Consider the following 16,584-nt stretch of genomic DNA (forward strand, 5'->3'; position numbering starts at 1 on the left):
AAGCCGCCATAGCGCTTTCGCGATCGCCACTGGGCCCAGCGGGTCATCCCCTGCGAGGCGTTGAGAAGGCTGGTCGAGACCACCTCATGCGTAATCCCGCCCACCAGCAATGCCCAGAGATTGATCGTCACTGCGCGGCATTTCCAGCGGCAGGCTCTGCCAGCGCGGTTTCAAGAAAGGCGAGCGTGCGCGGCCAGCCATCCTTGCGCGCGGCGATATTGCCCTGCTCGGTGCCGCCGAAAACAGTCAGCATGAAGGGCACATCCTTGCCCTCGGGAAGCGGCGGGCCAACGCCGAAATGGCCGGCATTCTTGTACGCGAGCAACGTGGTTTGGAGGCCCGCCCCGCTGCCATCGCGCCGTGTCTTGACAGCGCGCGCCATCGGGCAGGATGGCCACAGGCTGTCATCCTCGCCGCACAGCACCAGCACCGGCCCGGCGATCCGTTCCACCGGGATCACCGCTTCGGGATGCTGCGGCAGATTTGCGAGCGCCGGGGTGTAGACATCGCTGCTGAACCCGCCCGGCGTAAGCGGCAGGAAGGGCACGGGCTTGCCGCCCTCGCTCCAGCTGGAGCTGTTCACAGGCATGAAGCTCCAGTCAAATCCCTGCCACACCACATGGCTCGGCACCGCGGCGACCACGGCGGCCACCTCGGCGCGGCGGCTCGCTACCAGCAGAGCAGCCTCGGCGCCCTTGGACGTGCCCATGATTGCGATGCGCGCCGGATCAACCGTCGGCTGCGCTTTGAGCCAATCAATCGCGCGGGTGATGGTTTCCAGCGGCACATCTTCAAGCTTTTCAGGCTGGCCGGGCAGACGATAGTAGCCAATGGCAAGCGCGGCAAAGCCCTGCTTGGCCAGCAATTGCGCCTCGGCCTCGCTCGCCCCGCCCAGCCCGCCTTCCGATCCGCCCAGCACCAGCACCGCTGCGCGTTTGCCCTCGCCTTTACCGGGGTAGAAATTGCCGATCAGTCCAGGCTGGTTGATCCGTTCACCGCCCGGCCCCGGCTCAGCCAGTTCAATGGCAGGGATCCACGGCTTGGTGGTCCACAGCCACGCCCCTGCTGCCACCAACAGCACCAGCACCACCCCGAGCGCAATGCCGAACCATTTTATCCATTTGCGCATTGTCATTCCGTCTCCTGAGGCGTGTTTGCCTGCATCCAGGCGGGCACCGGGCCAATATCCTCGCCGCGCGCCAGCGCCGCGCTGGTTGCTGCGCTGATGAAGCGCCACACTGCGCCGTCAAAGCCGGGATCAAATCCGCCTTCGCCGCGCCAGTTGTCGACATCGTCATAGATCGCGCGCGCGCCTTCCCACATGGCAGGCGTTGCCACCTGCGAGAAAGGCGCAAGCAGCGCCATCCATTCGCGCACGAAGCCCACCGCGGCCGCGCTATCGGGCGCGAGCGGCAGGGACGCGCTGATCCGCGCGCCGAGATCGTGCCACCTAGCGTTATATTCCTCGCTCGAAACGTCGCAGTCGATGGTAGGCATTGCGCGGACAAATTCAGCTTGCACACTTTCATCCATGTAGCGGCTAGCAAAGGCCTGCCAGGCGGCCATGTCGCCGCTCGCAGCGAGCTGGCTGTCATGGATAAGCTGGCACAATGTGGCCGGATCGAGCGCCTCATGGCGTGCGAGCCGCGATTTCACCGCCGCCAGCAGCGAACGGATGTCGGCCAGGCGCGCAGCTTCGGCTTCGATCACGTCGAGCTGCGCATCGATCATCGCGCTCAGATCATGCGGCCCGCGCCCGAGCACCCGGCCAATCGCCTCCAGTGTAAGCCCGGCGCGCTTGAGTGTAACAATCTGGTGGATGCGCTCAAGCTCGGCCGCGCCATAAAACCGCCGTCCAGAGCCCGTCCGCAGCGGCGCGATTAGCCCGCGCGCCTCATAGAACCGAAGTGCGCGCGAGGTGAGGCCCGTGCGGCGGACAACTTCTTGAATGGAAAACGAATCGCTCATGACCTGCCTTTAGCAGTTGACGTCGCGTCAACTTCAAGCGGCCAATTCAAGAGCAGTTCTGATCGCGACAAATCGCACGAATGGGGTCGGAACGATAATTTCGGCAGTCGGTCAGAAGCCCAACGAAGCCGCCCGGCATGTTCCGGGATCGCGCGTCGATCCCGCTCATTACGTGTGATGGGTGTGAAGGCGAAAGTCAGCTTACTACGGATGATGCTCCGCTTCAGCGGACGTGATGCTGACCCAGGATTGCCTGTTTTTCTCGTAGATCGAATATGCGGGATCCGGAAAATCTGCCTCATCGAAAAGACCTACAGGGACCGCGATCAGTTCTGGCCACTCATCGATCATGTAGGACACCGTCGATCCGCAGCTCGGGCAAAACCGGTACGTGACCTCGCGTCCACTGTCAGCCGTCCGAACAAATTCGAGCCAGTTCCCCTCAACAGTGACGGCGTCGACAGGAAAGCGAACCTGTGCCGAAAAGGCGCTCCCGGTCCGTTGCTGACAGGCCCGGCAGTGACAGACGGAAAGTCGGATCGGCTCACCTGAGCAATTCGCTCTGAGGCTGCCGCAACGACAAGAGGCGACGCGCATCATTTTGTTTCCTGATCGCTCGCGCCTGCGCTGAGCAAGCTGTTGATGTAGAGCCTCACGTCTTCGGGCCACCGCGCAATGGCGGATGCAAACATGGTGCTGTCAGAACGGTAAAGCGCGCGCAGTGCCTCCTCGTAGCCTTCCATATCGCCGCAAAGGCCCTGCATGAAGCGATAGGCCGCGTCCTGACGCTCACGGACAGTGCGCCCTTGTGAGCGTGCAGCATCGACGAGACGTCGAAGCGCAGCAGAAGCGCCGCCACTTTGCTGAGAGAGCCAATCCCAGTGCCGCGGAAGCAGCGTCACCTCTCGCGCCTGAACGCCCAACTTCGGGCGCCCAACAGGTTGGGGCGTATTCCCGGCCATTGTCCCCCGAAAATCGAGGTCGGTCACCCGCCCGGTCTCGTCATCGAAGACGAGGATGGAGTCCTTGTGCTCCCCGAGCTCCGACAGGATTTGCCTTTGGATTTCACCGCGCGTGCCAGAGGCAACTCGCTCATGCGCGAGGAAAGCCGTGTAATGTGTCATCTTCGATTGCCTCCTGAGAGGTGGCATTATACCCGGATAGAAACTGAGTCAATTATATCCGGGTAATAAAATCCACTTGCCTGATCAAAGTCGGCTCTGGGGTAGATTTCAGAATGACAGTAAGTTTTTCTAAAGTGACGCCAAACCGCCATTCGCGGCTAGGGTGAGCCGTGACGGCTCCCGATCAGACCCGGTCGTTCGCCTATTGGCTTGTGAGCGTTTGATCGTGCTAGAAGTAGGCGTTCATTCAACAACGACCGACCTCGATAAACAATGTGCCTAGCATGCGGTTTTGGTTCGTAGTTTTCGAACCACAACATACGACGCGACGCCAGCGGGTCCGAATAGAAATTGCAGGGGAAGGACTAGGATCATCGCGATGCGCGGCACACCTTTTTCGGAAGCATCCGATACGATCCAACCGCCCACGAACAATGAAAACGTCAGGGACTCGAAATACAGCAGCATTAGTCGATCGCGATCAGCGAACCTTGCGACCACACCATCGAGCGTAAACAGATCGCCCGCACCCGGATTCGTCATGGCGGCGACAAGCAGCACGGCCCAGCAGATCGACAGGACGGCGGGGGCGTAGAAGCCGCTGATAGTGGCCAAGCGCTTTCCCCAAGTGACTGATCGCGGGAGCGCAGCGGACAGCGCCAAGCCAGTCCAGGCCAGCAGAACCGCATTCCCCCACAGGGCGAACAGGCCTGTGCCGATCATGCGTCCGCTCCGGTCGCGTCGCGACGAAAACGGTCTAGCTCATCCCTTAAATCGGCTGACCACCCGGCTGTTCGAGTTTTGAACGCAGCGTGGCCGGCCGCAAACAAGGCACTTGACGCTTCCTCCAAATTCGGAAGGTCGCCGACAATGGCACTCATAAAGCGGGAGCCAGCCTCGGTTGCGCCTCGCGCGCGTTCCAAGCCTTGGCGAACCTTGATCGCTGCGTCCACTATTCGACGCCCCATTGAGGACGCTCCGCCCTCCTGGTCGGCGAGACAATTCCAATGGCGCGGCAGAAGTGTCCCTTCGCGAGAAACGACGCTGAGCTTTGGACGGCCGCGTTCGCGCGCTTCCGCGGAAGGGATAGGCGCGTCGATGCGATATCGATCTGCCACATCGGCTTCAGTTCCGCGCGGATCGAGATCGACGAGGCGACCGGTCGGGCGGTCGAACATGAGATTGGTTGTGCCCGAATCCTGTTCGAGTTGGCGTTCGACGGTGCGTACGATCGTGTGAGCTGCCCTCGCTTCACGGCGCTTCGTGCTTGCAAATGCAGCCGAATGTTCATTGTCGCTCAAAAGCCCCTCCTCCGATACGGGATTATTACCGGGGTAAAATTAGAGAGTCAATATCACCCGGGTGATATTCTGGCTCCTAATTTCATCGACTTGAAACTCAACAAATACCAACTTCGGCTTGGTCAATTTCGAAGGCCGCTTGCCTTTTGTCGGTTCAATCCCGGCCGCAGATCGTTACCGTGTTGAATGGCTGGTTTTGGGTGGGAAGGCGAACGGCTATCAGATAAGGCCACCAATTGCTGGAGCACTGTTCCTGAACCAGCTATTGGATTCCTGGTGCCAAAAGCTTCAATGAGGGATAAGCTCTGAGGAACAGGTCGGGCCCGTCGGGTTTGGCATGTAGACGATAAACCGCACCGCCTGACTCCCCGACTTAATCGCGCGCCCATTCATAACCAGCCAAGGGCGCGCACATGCTCCCCAGCAGCGGTATGGCAGAACATGCTTCTTTGCGCTCCATATCCATCATCGTTCCGCCTCTCTGCCCCGCTTTTAGCGGTTGAGAATTGCTGACGGTATTTTGCTTGAACGACAGCTTTGAGGTCGAATGACCTTGGTCGTGAACGACCGATTTGGGGTAGGTTGCTGATTGGTAGATGTTTTTCGCGAGCAGGGGAGAGCCGCCATGTGGTATTCAGAAGCGCGCTTCGGCTCGGCTCATGGCGGCTCGTGGGCGGGGAGCTGAAGGTCAGCTAAGCAACGCTAGGATTTGGGTGTGATGGGTAACCACCACCTCCGCGCCGTTGGCCAATAGCCTTTGCTCAAGCCCAGCGTCACAATGACTTCCGCCCACGAAGCCGATTGGTGTCATGCCTGCCGCAATTGCTGCTAGGACCCCATGAACGCTGTCTTCGACGACGAGGCAGCGTCCGGGATCGGCATTAAGCTGCGCGGCCGAATGCAGAAAAAGGTCTGGGGCTGGTTTGCCAGCTTTGACATGATCGGCAGAGTAGATGTGGGGAACAAACAATGATTGCAGCCCCGTGATTTCGAGCTTCCTCACGAGCTTATGATAGGGAGAAGATGATCCGACAGCGACCTTTCCACCCAAGGCGCATACAAGATCCGCAACGCCATCAATTGCTTCAAGCTTGGTTTCGATCCGGGGCCATACGGTCTGCTCAAGCTGCGACCCGAAGTTTGAAGGGAATTCATCTCCGGTAAGTCTGGCGTAATCCGATCTTAACTCGGCATGGAAATCCGCATTCGATAAACCGACAAAGCGCGTCAGATAAGCTTCGCGTTCATAGACCAAGCCCAAGTGCGCAAGCAGCTCAAGTTCGGCAGTTATATGAATGACCTCGGAGTCGACCAGCACCCCGTCGCAATCAAATATTATCGCTTCGGGTTCATTCAGCCGCATGCTCGTCATGTAATGGAAAGGCGCTGGTAAACAAGACCTTCATGCGCGACCACCTTGGGGTCGATTGCTGAATGGCAGGAATTTTTCAGAAGCGCGGCAAAGCCGCCATGCGGCTTTCGGGATCGCGGATCAGGCCTGCTAATGACTGGAGGTGGGTGGTGGGTGGAAAAGGGACATCGCAATCGAAGTCAGATTTTTGGTGAATATGGTTCGCCAAAACGCATATCGACGGTTCGGTCAGTCTCGTCGTCGTGCGCGAAAATATGAGCTTTCAAAGCTCCAGGAAGGCGTTCTTCAAATGGTCTGAGCAGAGATTCAATTTCTTTCAATGCAGCGATTTTATGGAGACCGTGGTTTCCAAAATCAGCGAGAAAGATTATTCTCTGGCCATTATTCCAATGGTGAAGGCAAATCGTAATCCAGCCCTCAGCCGCATCTCGAATTGAAGTGACGAGATTTTCAATTTCATCTCGCGTAACCGTAATTTTGTCGTCAGCATCCATGCCATATTCTGGAAGATTAATATGGCCTCTCAAATCGATCATGTTCTTCGCACCCTCGAAAATGAGACGTCATGAGCCTTGCACGTTTCATGATGTTTCCCTGCATGTCTGTCCACTCATAGCGATTACGATAAATCGTCACGTCGTGAATGGGGTCGAAGCCTGAATGTCGGCTGCTGGCGAAAACCCCGTTGAAGCTGCCGTGCCGCTTTCAGGATCGCCCATCGAGCAAGCTAATGACGGCAGCTGGGTGGGTAGCTGTCTGACTGCTTTCGGGTGACAAAACGCGTTAGCTGCCGTTGATCACAGCCGAGCAATGCGTCGCCTATCGACCAGAAATTGCCCTTCAACAGAAGGTGCTTGAGTGTCTGCTTGCGCCGAAAGCTGTGGCTCGCGTGCGCCGAAGGATCCGTGAGGGAGGCGCGAACATCTCGGGGCCGTTTTCGCCCAAAAGATACTGCTTGCCCGCCGATACAGGCCCGCTCGACACCCGCTGCACCTGCCCGGTCTGCACCACCTACAGCCGCGCCTATATCCACCACCTCGTCAAATCGGGCGAGATGCTCGGTGCGATGCTGGTCACCGAGCATAACCTCAGTTTCTACCAGGCCCTGATGGAGGGGATGCGCGACAGCGTCGCCGCCGGACAATTCGCAAGCTTCGCTAGCGACTTCCGCCGCGATTATCTTCACAAGAGGGCTTGAAGACCGCTTCCCCTGCGCTAGTCTGAGGGCTGGCGCAGAGGGGGCATGATGCTGGCACGATTATGGAAGAGGCTGCGCGCCACTTTGTGCCTTGCGATTATCGCACCGCTAGTTCCCGCGGCAGCGGAACCGGCCGTGGTCACGGACGAGACGGCCATCAGATTCGGGGCCAGAGCCGACGTGCTGCATATCAGCCTGTCGCCCTCCGGTAACAAGATCGCCTATGTCGCCGCCGGGCCGGCCTTCACCGAGATCGTCTACGTCATCGACCTCCAAGGCGATCTCAAGGAACGCCCGGTCGCGACCAACCGCGAGCAGATAACCGATATCGATTGGTGCGAATGGGCGACCGAGTCCCGTCTTGTCTGTCAGGTTGCAGGCGTGGATTACGGGCCGTCGGGCATTCTGGTGCCGTTCCAGCGGCTTTTCGCCGTCAACGACGATGGTAGCAATCTCAGGGATCTGAGTCAGCGGCAGTCCAACGATGCGGTTCAGGTCCTGCAATATGGCGGCGATGTCGTCGCGCTCGATGTTGGCGGCGAGCAGGGCCAGATTTTGATGTCGCGGCAATATGTACCCGAAGCCAATGCCGCCACGCGTACCTATTCCGACAAGAGTGGCTTCGGCACCGATCTGGTCGATGTGCTGACAGCGAAGCGACGGGTGCGCGAGGGCGCGGATGAACTCGCTGTGCGCTATGTCGCGGACGAACTTGGCTGGGTAAGGATCAAGGTGCGCGCGTTACGCGATCGCAACGGCCTCCTGACGGGCGAGAGGGTCTATTTCTATCGCCCGCGCGGCAGCAACGACTGGCAGAGTTTCCCGGCGGTCCAGATCGACAATGCAGCGGCTCCCTCGTTCGTCCCCCTGTCGGTCGATAGCCTGCGCAATGTTGCCTACGGCTCTTTCTCCCGGGATGGCTATGATGCCATTGCCGAGGTCGCCCTCGACGGAACCGGGCAGGGCAAGGCGTTGCTTGCCCGGTCGGATGTTGACGTGGATTCGTTGATCCGCGTGGGCCGCAAGCGCCGCGTGGTCGGCGTCAGCTTCGCCACTGAGAAGCGGGAGGTCGCCTATTTCGATCCCGACCTGAAAAAGCTGGCCGCCGGTCTGGGCAAGGCCCTATCCGACCAGCCCATCATCAACATCGTCGGAGCAAGCGCGGACGAGCAGCGGCTACTGCTCATCGCGTCGAGCGATACCCAGCCGGGGATGGTCTACTTCTTTGACAAGACCGCACGGACGCTCGAACCCATTCTTCGGGTGCGCAAGCTGCTCACAGGCAAGGTCATGGGCACAATGACGCCGGTGACCTATCCGGCCGCGGACGGGACGATGATCCCGGCCTATCTCACCCTGCCACCCGGATCGGACCGAAAGGGCCTGCCCGCCATCGTGCTGCCCCACGGCGGCCCCTCGGCGCGCGACGAGTGGGGCTTCGACTGGCTGGTGCAATACTTCACCGCCAAGGGCTACGCCGTGCTCCAGCCCAATTACCGGGGCTCCTCCGGCTATGGCGACGCATGGTATGGGCGCAACGGCTTCAAGGCTTGGGACACGGCGATCGGCGACGTCAATGATGCAGGCCGCTGGCTGCTGCGCGAGGGCATCGCCAAGCCCGACAAGCTCGGCATCGTCGGATGGTCTTATGGCGGCTACGCGGCTTTGCAGTCGCAGGTGCTCGATCCGGCTCTGTTCAAGGCGGTGGTGGCCATCGCGCCTGTAAGCGATCTGGGCTATCTCACCGAAGACGCGCAGGCCTACACCAATTCGCGACTGGTGCGCGATTTCGTCGGCACTGGCCCCCATGTCGAGGCGGGCAGCCCGCGCCGGCAAGCGTCCCGCTTTGTAGCGCCCGTCGCGCTGTTCCACGGCACCCGCGACCTCAACGTCGATGTGCGCCATTCGCAAGGTATGGCCAAGGCGCTGGAAGCGGCCGGCAAGCGCGTGATCTACCGCGAGTACGAGGATCTCCAGCACGCGCTCGACGACAGCACGGTGCGCGCCTCGATGCTCGCCGAGATCGGCGCGTTTCTTGAGGCGTCGATGGCGAGCAAGTGAAGGGCGGGAACCCTCTCGACAAGCCCGGCGCGCCTGATCCGCGAGCGGGACTGCTCCGAGGCTAACCTGATGAATGCGCGGATGTATCAGGCGATCGCGCGCGGGTATGCCGAAGGGCGCGACAGGCTCTGACAGATGATGAACGCGGCGTGCAGGCCATCACGAGCTGCCGGCCATCCCTCAGACGGCATAGCACAACTCGATCTCGCTTGCCTTGGCGATATGCTAACGTCCCGCCTCCGCAGCATCCGTCCCCGCATCGATCGGTGTGAGGTTTTGGGGCATAATCGGCCGCTGTGCTGGCCGCGCAGGAATGACCGCAATGTCCCAATTTCAGTTGTTCCGAGCCCCATGAACAGATGGCCACTTTCAGGAAGTCGAAGGTCGCAACTGAACGTCTGACTTGGGGTCGGTTTCAGAATGCCCGCTGCTCGCAAAAACGAGCGTGAAGCTGCCTGCCGGCTCTTAGAATTTGCCCAGCCGTTGCGGCTCCGTATGTTGCATCGGTGTTGCAAGGAGTCGCGGGCACACCAAGGAAATCTACGAAAACTCGTGGGAATCAAAGGGATTGGGCAGAACACCGCCGTCGCGTCCTGATCAACGCATAAGCGTTTGAAATCATGATAAATGGCTGGATGCCCCGCAAGGATTCGAACCTTGATTGACGGAGTCAGAGTCCGCTCTCTTACCATTAGAGGACGGGGCATTGGCCTGGCGCGCCAGCAAAGTCCGGCGGCGTCGACGAAGGCGCTCCCTAGTTTCGCTGCGGCGCAAGGTCAAGCACGCGTTGCGCCTGCATTGCTTGCTCTTGCGCGGCGCTTGGGTTAGCTTGGTCCCAAGTGCCCTGCGCCCCACATCGCGCGCAGGGTGATATGAAAGTAATGTGATCATGGCGGAAACTCTCCCGCCGGACAGGAATAGAAGTGCTGGGAAAAACCGGGGCGGCAAGTCCGGCAAGGTAGTCGATTTCCGCTACAAGCGCCCCCCTCAGCCCGATGCCAGAGCCAATGGCCGTGCCAAAGGCAATGGCGCAGACCGGTCCAGGCCGGACTTGGCCGATATTGGTGCGTTAAAGCCCGCCAGCCATGGTGAGGCCTATGCCGCGCTGGACCTAGGCACCAACAATTGCCGCCTGCTGATCGCCCGCCCTTCGGGCCGCGATTTCACGGTGATCGATGCCTTCAGCCGGGTGGTGAAGCTGGGCGAAGGCCTCGCGACCAGCGGGCGCCTGTCCGACGCGGCGATGGACCGCACCTTGAGTGCGCTCAACATCTGCGCCGACAAGTTGCAGCGCCGCAATGTCCGCCTCGCCCGCTCGGTCGCGACCGAGGCGTGCCGCCGCGCGGAAAACGGGCTCGCCTTCATCGAGCGGGTGCGGCGCGAGACCGGCATCGCGCTCGACATCATCAGCGCCGAGGAAGAAGCGCGGCTGGCGGTGCTGGGGTGCCATATCCTGCTGGAAGAAGGCACCGGCCCCGCCGTGATCTTCGACATTGGCGGCGGATCGACCGAGCTGGTGCTGGTCGAAGCGGTCGGCGAAGGTGCCAGCCGGGTGCCGCGCATTCTCGATTGGCAAAGCGTGCCGTGGGGTGTCGTCTCGCTCACCGACACAGTCGGCCGCGCCGAGGACAGCGAAGCCGCGCGCGTCGCCCGCTTTGCGCAGATGCGGCAGATGGTCGCCGACAGCTTCGCCCCCTTCGCCGCCCGCGTGGCGGGGGCCGCGCAGCATGACGATATTCGCCTGCTCGGCACCAGCGGCACGGTGACGACCCTGGCGAGCCTCTATCTCGAACTGCCGAGCTATGACCGCAAGGCCGTGGACGGGTTGATCGTGCCCTCTGGCGAGATGCGCGAAATCAGCGCACGGCTATCGGTGATGACGCCCTATGAACGCTCCACCTTGCCCTGCATCGGGCAGGACCGCGCCGATCTGGTGGTGGCGGGCTGCGCGATTCTTGAGGCGATCCTCGACCTGTGGCCCGCGCGGCGACTGGGCGTGGCAGACCGGGGAATCCGCGAAGGAATCCTGCGCAGCATCATGGCGGCCGAGCGTCAGTCGGAACGATCGCTCAAAGCGTTGCAACGGCAGCGCGGCGGCCAGAACCATGGACGGGCGCCCAATGAGCCGCGGTGATAAGACGCCGAGCAAGCGGGTGAAAACCGCCAAGGGCCGCACCGCCAGCCAGGTGCGCTGGCTCGAACGCCAGCTCAATGATCCCTACGTCCGTCAGGCCAAGGCCGACGGCTATCGCAGCCGCGCGGCCTACAAGCTGATCGAGCTCGACGCGAAGTTCGGCCTGCTCAAGGACGCTAAGCGGGTGGTCGATCTCGGCATTGCGCCGGGCGGCTGGTCGCAGGTCGTGCGCGCCAAATCACCCAAGGCGGAAGTGGTGGGGATCGACCTGCTGGAGGTCGAACCGCTCGAAGGCGTGACGATTTTCCAGATGGACTTCATGGCCGATGAGGCCCCGGCCAAGCTCGCCGACGCGCTGGGCGGGCCGCCCGATCTCGTGCTGTCGGACATGGCGGCCAACACGGTCGGCCACAAGCAGACCGATCACCTGCGCACGATGGGCCTGGTCGAAGCGGCGGCGTGGTTCGCGGCCGAGAATCTCGCGCCGGGCGGGGCCTTCGTCGCCAAAGTGCTGGCGGGCGGGACGGACAATGATCTGCTGGCGCTGCTGAAAAAGAACTTCACGCAGGTCAAACACGCCAAACCCCCGGCGAGCCGCAAGGGCTCGTCGGAGTGGTACGTGATCGCCCAAGGGTTCAAGGGCTGACGTGTGGGGAGAGGGGGCGGCCTGATGCCGCCCGCCCGTGATGCTTATTCCGCCGCAGCCGCCGGATCGGTGCCAGCCTCGGCCGTGGCGACAGCTTCCGCCTCGCCTTCGGCAGCAGCGGCTTCACCTTCAGCCGCGGCCGCAGGTGCAGCAGCAGCCGGGAACGGCAGGTTCGACCCCTGCGCGTTGAGGTAGGCCGCAATCGCGGCGCGATCTTCCACCTTGCCGAGACCGGCGAAGCTCATCTTGGTGCCAGGGACCATGCCCTTGGGGTTCTTGAGCCAGGCATCCATCTTGTCCCAGTCCCAATTGCCGCCCACAGCCTTCAGCTCGGCGCTGTAGGCAAACCCGGCGTGGCTGGCCACGGCCTTGCCCATCGTACCGTGAAGGTTCGGGCCGATGCCATTGGCGCCGCCCGCATTGATGGTGTGGCAGCTCTGGCACTTGGCGAAGGCCTTCTCACCCGCAGCGACCAGTTCGGCGGCGGGCATGGCGTTCAGCGCATCGGCAATCGAGGCTTCCGCCGGGCCCGCGCCTTCTTCGACCGCGCCTTCGATCACGTAGCCGAGCTTTTCGGGCCGCTCCGGCTTGTCGCCGTGGAAATAGCCTTTCGAAAGCTGCACGAGCCCAAGGCCCACGACGCCCGCGAACAGCACCCAGCCTGCGGCAGTGTTGAACAGATCGCCACCGCCGGTCTGGCTGGCCGCGTTATCCTGCGAAGAGTTATCCTGTGTCATCCCGGGCGGCTCATAGTGTCGCCAGCCGAGGCGCGCAAGACTGATCGTGGCACGAATTCTTGCACCTTTTGCAAGCGGGCTTGTGCCTGCGCGCCTGCGCCTCTAGGCGGCTTGCACCATGCGATCCTTTCCCGGCCCTGCCCTTGCCATCGTCGACCAGATGCGCGCCGCCGCCTTGGCGGAGCCTGCGCGCACGATTGCGTTTCAGGGCTCGCCGGGGGCCAATTCGCACCGCGCCGCCACCGAAGCGCGGCCCGATATGCTGCCGCTGCCGTGCTTCAGCTTCGAAGACGCGCTGGAAGCGGTGAAGGACGGGCGGGCGGCGCAAGCGATCATCCCGATCGAAAATTCACAGCACGGGCGGGTCGCCGATATCCATTTCCTGCTGCCTGAAAGCGGGCTGCACATCATCGGCGAATATTTCATGCCGATTCACCATGCGCTGATGGCGCTGGGAGCGGGGCCGTTCGAGGCCGCTTACAGCCACCCCCAGGCGCTCGGGCAGTCGCGCCACTATCTGCGGGCGCGCGGGATCGTGCCGCTGAGCCACGCCGATACCGCTGGCGCTGCGGCCTATGTCGCCGAGCGCGGCGATCCCACTGTGGCCGCCATCGCCCCCGCCCTCGCCGCCGAGCTCTACGGTCTCCAGATCATCGAGCACAATGTCGAGGACAGCGCGGACAACATGACCCGCTTCGTGATCCTCGCGCAGCAGCCGTTGGCCGACAGCGCGCTTGCGGGCAAGCCGGTGATGACCACCTTCATCTTCGAGGTGAAGAACATCCCCGCCGCGCTCTACAAGGCGCTGGGCGGGTTCGCGACCAACGGGGTCAACATGACCAAGCTGGAAAGCTATCAGCAGGGCACCAGCTTTGCCGCCACCACCTTCTACGCCGACATCATCGGCGCGCCGGGTGATCCGGCGGTGGACCGCGCGCTGGAAGAATGTGCGTTTCATTCCAAGGTCTTGCGCATTCTGGGCAGCTACCAACAGGCTCGCGCCAGAGGCTAAGGCGCGGCTAAGGCGCGGATAGCGCGGCCGCCGCGCTGTTTCCCGTTGCGCGCGCGCACATGGCGTGCCACCACCAACGGTGGATGACCGCAGCGGCCGCTTCTTCGCCTTCCGAACCAATAGCCAATTCAGGCGGATCGGCTCCCGTCGGATGGGACGCGCTGCATGCCGAGGGCAATGTCCAGTTCGCCCCGGTCGAAATCCCCCCCATCACACCGCCCGAGCCAAGCTGGCTGGAACGCCTGTTGAACGCCTTTGGTGAAGTGCTTGCCGAATGGCTGGCGCCGGCGGGGGCTGCGCTGGGCGGTTCGTGGTGGTGGCTGCAATGGGTGGTGTTGGGACTGGTCGGGCTGTTTGCGCTCGTGCTGTTGGTGCGGCTGATCGATCCGAGCTTTTTCCGCCGCGCCCAATCCGCTGCGTCGGATGCGGGGGCCGATAACACGTGGCAACCCGATCAGGCGGCCAGCCTTGCCCTGCTCGAAGATGCCGACCGGCTCGCCGCCGAAGGGCAGTTCGAGGCGGCGACCCACCTGCTGCTTCAGCGCAGCGTTGGCCAGATCGCGGCGGCGCGGCCCGATTGGGTCGAACCGTCGAGCACCGCGCGCGAGCTCGCCGCGCTCCCCGCTCTGCCAGACAGCGCGCGCACGGCTTTCGGCGTGATTGCCGAGCGGGTCGAACGCTCGCTGTTTGCGCTGCGCAGGCTCGACCGCAGTGATTGGGAGGCGGCGCGCGCCGCCTATGCCGAGTTCGCGCTTGCCCGGATCGATCCGCGCGGGACGCCGCTGGGGCGAGCGGCATGACGTCCGGCGCAGCCTTTTCGCGCGGCGGGGTGCTGGCGCTGGTGGTGGGCGGCTTCGCGCTGTTCCTTGCCGCGCTCTATCTGATCGGCGCGGGCGAGGACTTCGGCGGAACGCGCGGGCAAGGACAGGCCCATGCCGCCAGCAACGGATTGAACGGCTATGCCGGTCTCGTTCGGCTGCTCGAGGCGGCGAATTATGACGTCGCCCGGTCGCGCAGCCCGCAGGGGCTGGAGACCAGCGGCCTGCTGGTGCTGACCCCTCCGGCCTTTGGTGATGGCGAGGCCATCGCCGAAATCCTCGAAAACCGCACCTTTCTTGGCCCCACGCTCGTGATAGTGCCCAAATGGTTCGCCATGCCGCCGTCGAACCAGCTCCCCTCCGAAGCCCGCGACAAGTTCAAGCGCGGCTGGGTGATCCTCGACGGGGCGGAAGCGACGGAGTGGCCAGCCGACCTGCCCAAGCCCTATCGGTTCAGCCACGAAGTGGCCGAGGACGCCGAAAGCGCCGCCGGGGACCCTTGGAGCGGGCTGGACCTTGCCGGACGCTTGCCGACCTCCACCACCATGTATGCCGTGCCCGAAGCCGCGCACGACGTGCTGATCGCCGATGCCAAAGGCCGCGCGCTCGCCTTTTGGGTCAACCCCGGCGAAGGGATTGACGATGACAACCCGGCCTATCCGGTGGTCTTTCTCGCCGAGCCTGACCTTGCGAACAATTACGGCCTTGCCGACGCCAACCGCGCCGCTGCGGCCGTGGCGCTGGTGGACTGGCTGGCGAATGATGCCGACGTGTACGAAGTCACCTTCGACATGACCTTGAACGGGTTTGGCGCGTCGGAAAACCTGCTGACGCTCGCCTTCCGCCCACCCTTTCTGGCGGCGACGCTGAGCCTGCTGGTGGCGCTGCTGATCGTCGGGTGGCGCGCGTTCCAGCGCTTTGGCCCACCGGCTGCGCCTGCCGGGCCCGACATCGCCTTCGGCAAGCGCCAGCTGATCGCCAATGGCGCAGGGCTGATCCTGCGCGCGCGGCGGTTCGGGCTGCTGGGCGCGCCCTATGCCGCCCTTTCCGCGCGGCGAATCGCCGACCGGCTCGGCCTCGCCCGGCCCGATCCGCAGGCGATCGACGCAGCGCTCGCCCGCCGCCTGCCGCAGGAAGAACCCTTCACCCGCCGCGCCGCACGGCTGGAAGCGGCGGCGAAACCCGCCGACATTCTGGCCGCCGCGCAAAGCCTCGACGACCTCAACGCCAAGTTATCGCAGGGACAATGATGACCATGACACTCGACGACGTCCGCAGCCTCGCAGGCGCCATCCGCGCCGAAATCGCCAAGGCGATCGTCGGGCAGGACAACATGGTCGACATGCTGCTGACCGCATTGCTGGCGGAAGGCCATGTGCTGCTGGAAGGCCCGCCGGGGACCGCCAAGACCTTCCTTGCGCAGAGCTTTGCCACCGCCTTGGGGCTCGATTTCGGGCGCATCCAGTTCACGCCCGATCTGCTGCCGGGCGATATCCTCGGGTCGAACCTGTTCAACTTCCAGACCAGCCAGTTCACGCTGACGCGCGGGCCGATCTTCTGCGATCTGCTGCTGGGGGACGAGATCAACCGCACCCCGCCCAAGACCCAGGCCGCGCTGCTCGAAGCGATGCAGGAACGCCGCGTCACGCTGGACGGGGAGACGCACCAGCTGCCCGAACGGTTCATGGTGGTCGCAACCCAGAACCCGATCGAGAACCAGGGTGTCTATCCCCTGCCCGAAGCCCAGCTTGACCGCTTTCTGTTCAAGCTGCTGGTGCCCTATCCGGCCGAGGACGAGGAAGCGCGGATCGTCGCCACCTATGGCCAGCGTTCCGGCCCGCAGCGCCCTGCCGATCTGGGCGTGACCGCCGTGACCGACGCCGCCGGTCTGGTCGCGGCGAGCACGGCGCTGGCGCAGGTCGCGGTCGCCGAGGATATCACCCGCTACGTCGTACGCCTGATCCGCGCGACCCGCGACCATGCGGAGCTGACCGTGGGCGCCTCCCCCCGCGCGGCGGTGCTGCTGGCCGGTGCCGCCCGCGCCCGCGCCGCGCTGGAGGGCCGCGCCTATGTGATCCCCGATGACGTCAAGGCGCTCGCCGTGCCGGTGCTGCGCCACCGCCTGACCTTGAGCCCGGCCGCCGAGATCGAGGGGCGCGACATGGAGGCGCTGGTCGCCGAACTGGTCGAAAGCACCGAGGCCCCCCGGTAAG

16 protein-coding genes, 1 tRNA gene and 1 pseudogene are annotated in these 16,584 nt (G+C 63.1%); 8 read left to right on the forward strand and 10 right to left on the reverse strand.

Features of this window, described 5'->3' with window-relative positions; all coding sequences use genetic code 11:
- Positions 1–127: 127 nt before the first annotated feature.
- The 8 genes from ACLBKT_RS11655 to ACLBKT_RS11690 all read right to left on the reverse strand — a co-directional run bounded on the left by ACLBKT_RS11655 (position 128) and on the right by ACLBKT_RS11690 (position 6,301).
- Positions 128–1,135, reverse strand: coding sequence for an acyl-CoA thioester hydrolase/BAAT C-terminal domain-containing protein (locus ACLBKT_RS11655; RefSeq protein ID WP_410183085.1), 1,008 nt, complete (start codon positions 1,133–1,135; stop codon positions 128–130).
- Complete coding sequence (locus ACLBKT_RS11660; RefSeq protein WP_410183086.1) at positions 1,132–1,968, reverse strand: MerR family transcriptional regulator; 837 nt, start codon at positions 1,966–1,968, stop codon at positions 1,132–1,134. Before ACLBKT_RS11660 ends, ACLBKT_RS11655 begins: the two co-directional genes overlap by 4 nt.
- A gap of 204 nt (positions 1,969–2,172) precedes the next feature.
- Positions 2,173–2,568 carry a GFA family protein gene (locus ACLBKT_RS11665; RefSeq protein ID WP_410183087.1) on the reverse strand — a complete coding sequence of 132 codons (396 nt, stop codon included), beginning with the start codon at positions 2,566–2,568 and terminating at the stop codon, positions 2,173–2,175.
- Positions 2,565–3,092 (reverse strand): DUF2239 family protein, encoded by a 528-nt coding sequence (locus ACLBKT_RS11670; protein WP_410183088.1) that lies wholly within the window; start codon positions 3,090–3,092, stop codon positions 2,565–2,567. Before ACLBKT_RS11670 ends, ACLBKT_RS11665 begins: the two co-directional genes overlap by 4 nt.
- Before the next feature lie 279 nt (positions 3,093–3,371).
- A complete protein-coding gene (locus ACLBKT_RS11675) occupies positions 3,372–3,815 on the reverse strand; it encodes an abscisic acid-deficient protein Aba4 family protein (protein ID WP_410183089.1) in 444 nt (147 codons plus the stop codon).
- Complete coding sequence (locus tag ACLBKT_RS11680; protein ID WP_410183090.1) at positions 3,812–4,393, reverse strand: DUF2239 family protein; 582 nt, start codon at positions 4,391–4,393, stop codon at positions 3,812–3,814. Before ACLBKT_RS11680 ends, ACLBKT_RS11675 begins: the two co-directional genes overlap by 4 nt.
- A 688-nt stretch (positions 4,394–5,081) precedes the next feature.
- Positions 5,082–5,756, reverse strand: coding sequence for an HAD family hydrolase (locus ACLBKT_RS11685; protein WP_410183091.1), 675 nt, complete (start codon positions 5,754–5,756; stop codon positions 5,082–5,084).
- A gap of 188 nt (positions 5,757–5,944) precedes the next feature.
- On the reverse strand, positions 5,945–6,301 hold the full coding sequence (locus ACLBKT_RS11690; protein WP_410183092.1) for a hypothetical protein: 357 nt from the start codon (positions 6,299–6,301) through the stop codon (positions 5,945–5,947).
- 428 nt (positions 6,302–6,729) lie between these two features.
- Here ACLBKT_RS11690 and ACLBKT_RS11695 point away from each other — a divergent pair.
- Together ACLBKT_RS11695 and ACLBKT_RS11700 are read left to right on the forward strand one after the other, a co-directional pair.
- Positions 6,730–6,963 (forward strand): annotated as a pseudogene (locus tag ACLBKT_RS11695) (tRNA-guanine transglycosylase); the annotation flags it as partial.
- Positions 6,964–7,143: 180 nt separating this feature from the next.
- Positions 7,144–9,024, forward strand: coding sequence for an alpha/beta hydrolase family protein (locus ACLBKT_RS11700; protein WP_410183093.1), 1,881 nt, complete (start codon positions 7,144–7,146; stop codon positions 9,022–9,024).
- A gap of 632 nt (positions 9,025–9,656) precedes the next feature.
- Here the strand turns inward: ACLBKT_RS11700 and ACLBKT_RS11705 are convergent.
- Positions 9,657–9,730 (reverse strand) — tRNA-Gln (locus ACLBKT_RS11705).
- Positions 9,731–9,913: 183 nt separating this feature from the next.
- Between ACLBKT_RS11705 and ACLBKT_RS11710 the strand changes: the two genes are divergently transcribed.
- A complete protein-coding gene (locus ACLBKT_RS11710) occupies positions 9,914–11,158 on the forward strand; it encodes a Ppx/GppA phosphatase family protein (RefSeq protein ID WP_410183094.1) in 1,245 nt (414 codons plus the stop codon).
- Positions 11,145–11,804, forward strand: a complete 660-nt coding sequence (locus tag ACLBKT_RS11715; protein WP_410183095.1) for an RlmE family RNA methyltransferase — start codon at positions 11,145–11,147, stop codon at positions 11,802–11,804. The genes ACLBKT_RS11710 and ACLBKT_RS11715 overlap by 14 nt, the downstream gene beginning before the upstream one ends.
- A 44-nt stretch (positions 11,805–11,848) precedes the next feature.
- Here the strand turns inward: ACLBKT_RS11715 and ACLBKT_RS11720 are convergent, their stop codons facing one another.
- Positions 11,849–12,541 carry a c-type cytochrome gene (locus ACLBKT_RS11720; protein WP_410183096.1) on the reverse strand — a complete coding sequence of 231 codons (693 nt, stop codon included), beginning with the start codon at positions 12,539–12,541 and terminating at the stop codon, positions 11,849–11,851.
- A gap of 118 nt (positions 12,542–12,659) precedes the next feature.
- On the opposite strand from ACLBKT_RS11720, the gene ACLBKT_RS11725 reads away from it, so the two are divergent.
- The 4 genes from ACLBKT_RS11725 to ACLBKT_RS11740 all read left to right on the forward strand — a co-directional run bounded on the left by ACLBKT_RS11725 (position 12,660) and on the right by ACLBKT_RS11740 (position 16,583).
- Complete coding sequence (locus ACLBKT_RS11725) at positions 12,660–13,553, forward strand: prephenate dehydratase (RefSeq protein WP_410183097.1); 894 nt, start codon at positions 12,660–12,662, stop codon at positions 13,551–13,553.
- An 83-nt stretch (positions 13,554–13,636) separates the two neighbouring features.
- Positions 13,637–14,353 carry a hypothetical protein gene (locus tag ACLBKT_RS11730; protein ID WP_410183098.1) on the forward strand — a complete coding sequence of 239 codons (717 nt, stop codon included), beginning with the start codon at positions 13,637–13,639 and terminating at the stop codon, positions 14,351–14,353.
- A complete protein-coding gene (locus ACLBKT_RS11735) occupies positions 14,350–15,621 on the forward strand; it encodes a DUF4350 domain-containing protein (protein ID WP_410183099.1) in 1,272 nt (423 codons plus the stop codon). Before ACLBKT_RS11730 ends, ACLBKT_RS11735 begins: the two co-directional genes overlap by 4 nt.
- Entirely contained in the window at positions 15,621–16,583 is a 963-nt protein-coding gene (locus ACLBKT_RS11740) for an AAA family ATPase (protein ID WP_410183682.1), read from the forward strand. The genes ACLBKT_RS11735 and ACLBKT_RS11740 overlap by 1 nt, the downstream gene beginning before the upstream one ends.
- The last annotated feature ends 1 nt before the right edge of the window (position 16,584 follow it).

Origin of the sequence: Erythrobacter sp. W302b, assembly GCF_046452395.1 — a bacterium.
GTDB lineage: Bacteria > Pseudomonadota > Alphaproteobacteria > Sphingomonadales > Sphingomonadaceae > Erythrobacter.

Excerpts from the sequence above, each read along its gene's own strand:
- ACLBKT_RS11655 (WP_410183085.1), bottom strand. The coding sequence starts at position 1,135 with ATGACAATGCGCAAATGGATAAAATGGTTCGGCATTGCGCTCGGGGTG.
- ACLBKT_RS11660 (WP_410183086.1), bottom strand. The coding sequence starts at position 1,968 with ATGAGCGATTCGTTTTCCATTCAAGAAGTTGTCCGCCGCACGGGCCTC.
- ACLBKT_RS11665 (WP_410183087.1), bottom strand. The coding sequence starts at position 2,568 with ATGATGCGCGTCGCCTCTTGTCGTTGCGGCAGCCTCAGAGCGAATTGC.
- ACLBKT_RS11670 (WP_410183088.1), bottom strand. The coding sequence starts at position 3,092 with ATGACACATTACACGGCTTTCCTCGCGCATGAGCGAGTTGCCTCTGGC.
- ACLBKT_RS11675 (WP_410183089.1), bottom strand. The coding sequence starts at position 3,815 with ATGATCGGCACAGGCCTGTTCGCCCTGTGGGGGAATGCGGTTCTGCTG.
- ACLBKT_RS11685 (WP_410183091.1), bottom strand. The coding sequence starts at position 5,756 with ATGCGGCTGAATGAACCCGAAGCGATAATATTTGATTGCGACGGGGTG.
- ACLBKT_RS11690 (WP_410183092.1), bottom strand. The coding sequence starts at position 6,301 with ATGATCGATTTGAGAGGCCATATTAATCTTCCAGAATATGGCATGGAT.
- ACLBKT_RS11710 (WP_410183094.1), top strand. The coding sequence starts at position 9,914 with ATGGCGGAAACTCTCCCGCCGGACAGGAATAGAAGTGCTGGGAAAAAC.
- ACLBKT_RS11715 (WP_410183095.1), top strand. The coding sequence starts at position 11,145 with ATGAGCCGCGGTGATAAGACGCCGAGCAAGCGGGTGAAAACCGCCAAG.
- ACLBKT_RS11720 (WP_410183096.1), bottom strand. The coding sequence starts at position 12,541 with ATGACACAGGATAACTCTTCGCAGGATAACGCGGCCAGCCAGACCGGC.
- ACLBKT_RS11725 (WP_410183097.1), top strand. The coding sequence starts at position 12,660 with ATGCGATCCTTTCCCGGCCCTGCCCTTGCCATCGTCGACCAGATGCGC.
- ACLBKT_RS11730 (WP_410183098.1), top strand. The coding sequence starts at position 13,637 with ATGACCGCAGCGGCCGCTTCTTCGCCTTCCGAACCAATAGCCAATTCA.
- ACLBKT_RS11735 (WP_410183099.1), top strand. The coding sequence starts at position 14,350 with ATGACGTCCGGCGCAGCCTTTTCGCGCGGCGGGGTGCTGGCGCTGGTG.
- ACLBKT_RS11740 (WP_410183682.1), top strand. The coding sequence starts at position 15,621 with ATGACCATGACACTCGACGACGTCCGCAGCCTCGCAGGCGCCATCCGC.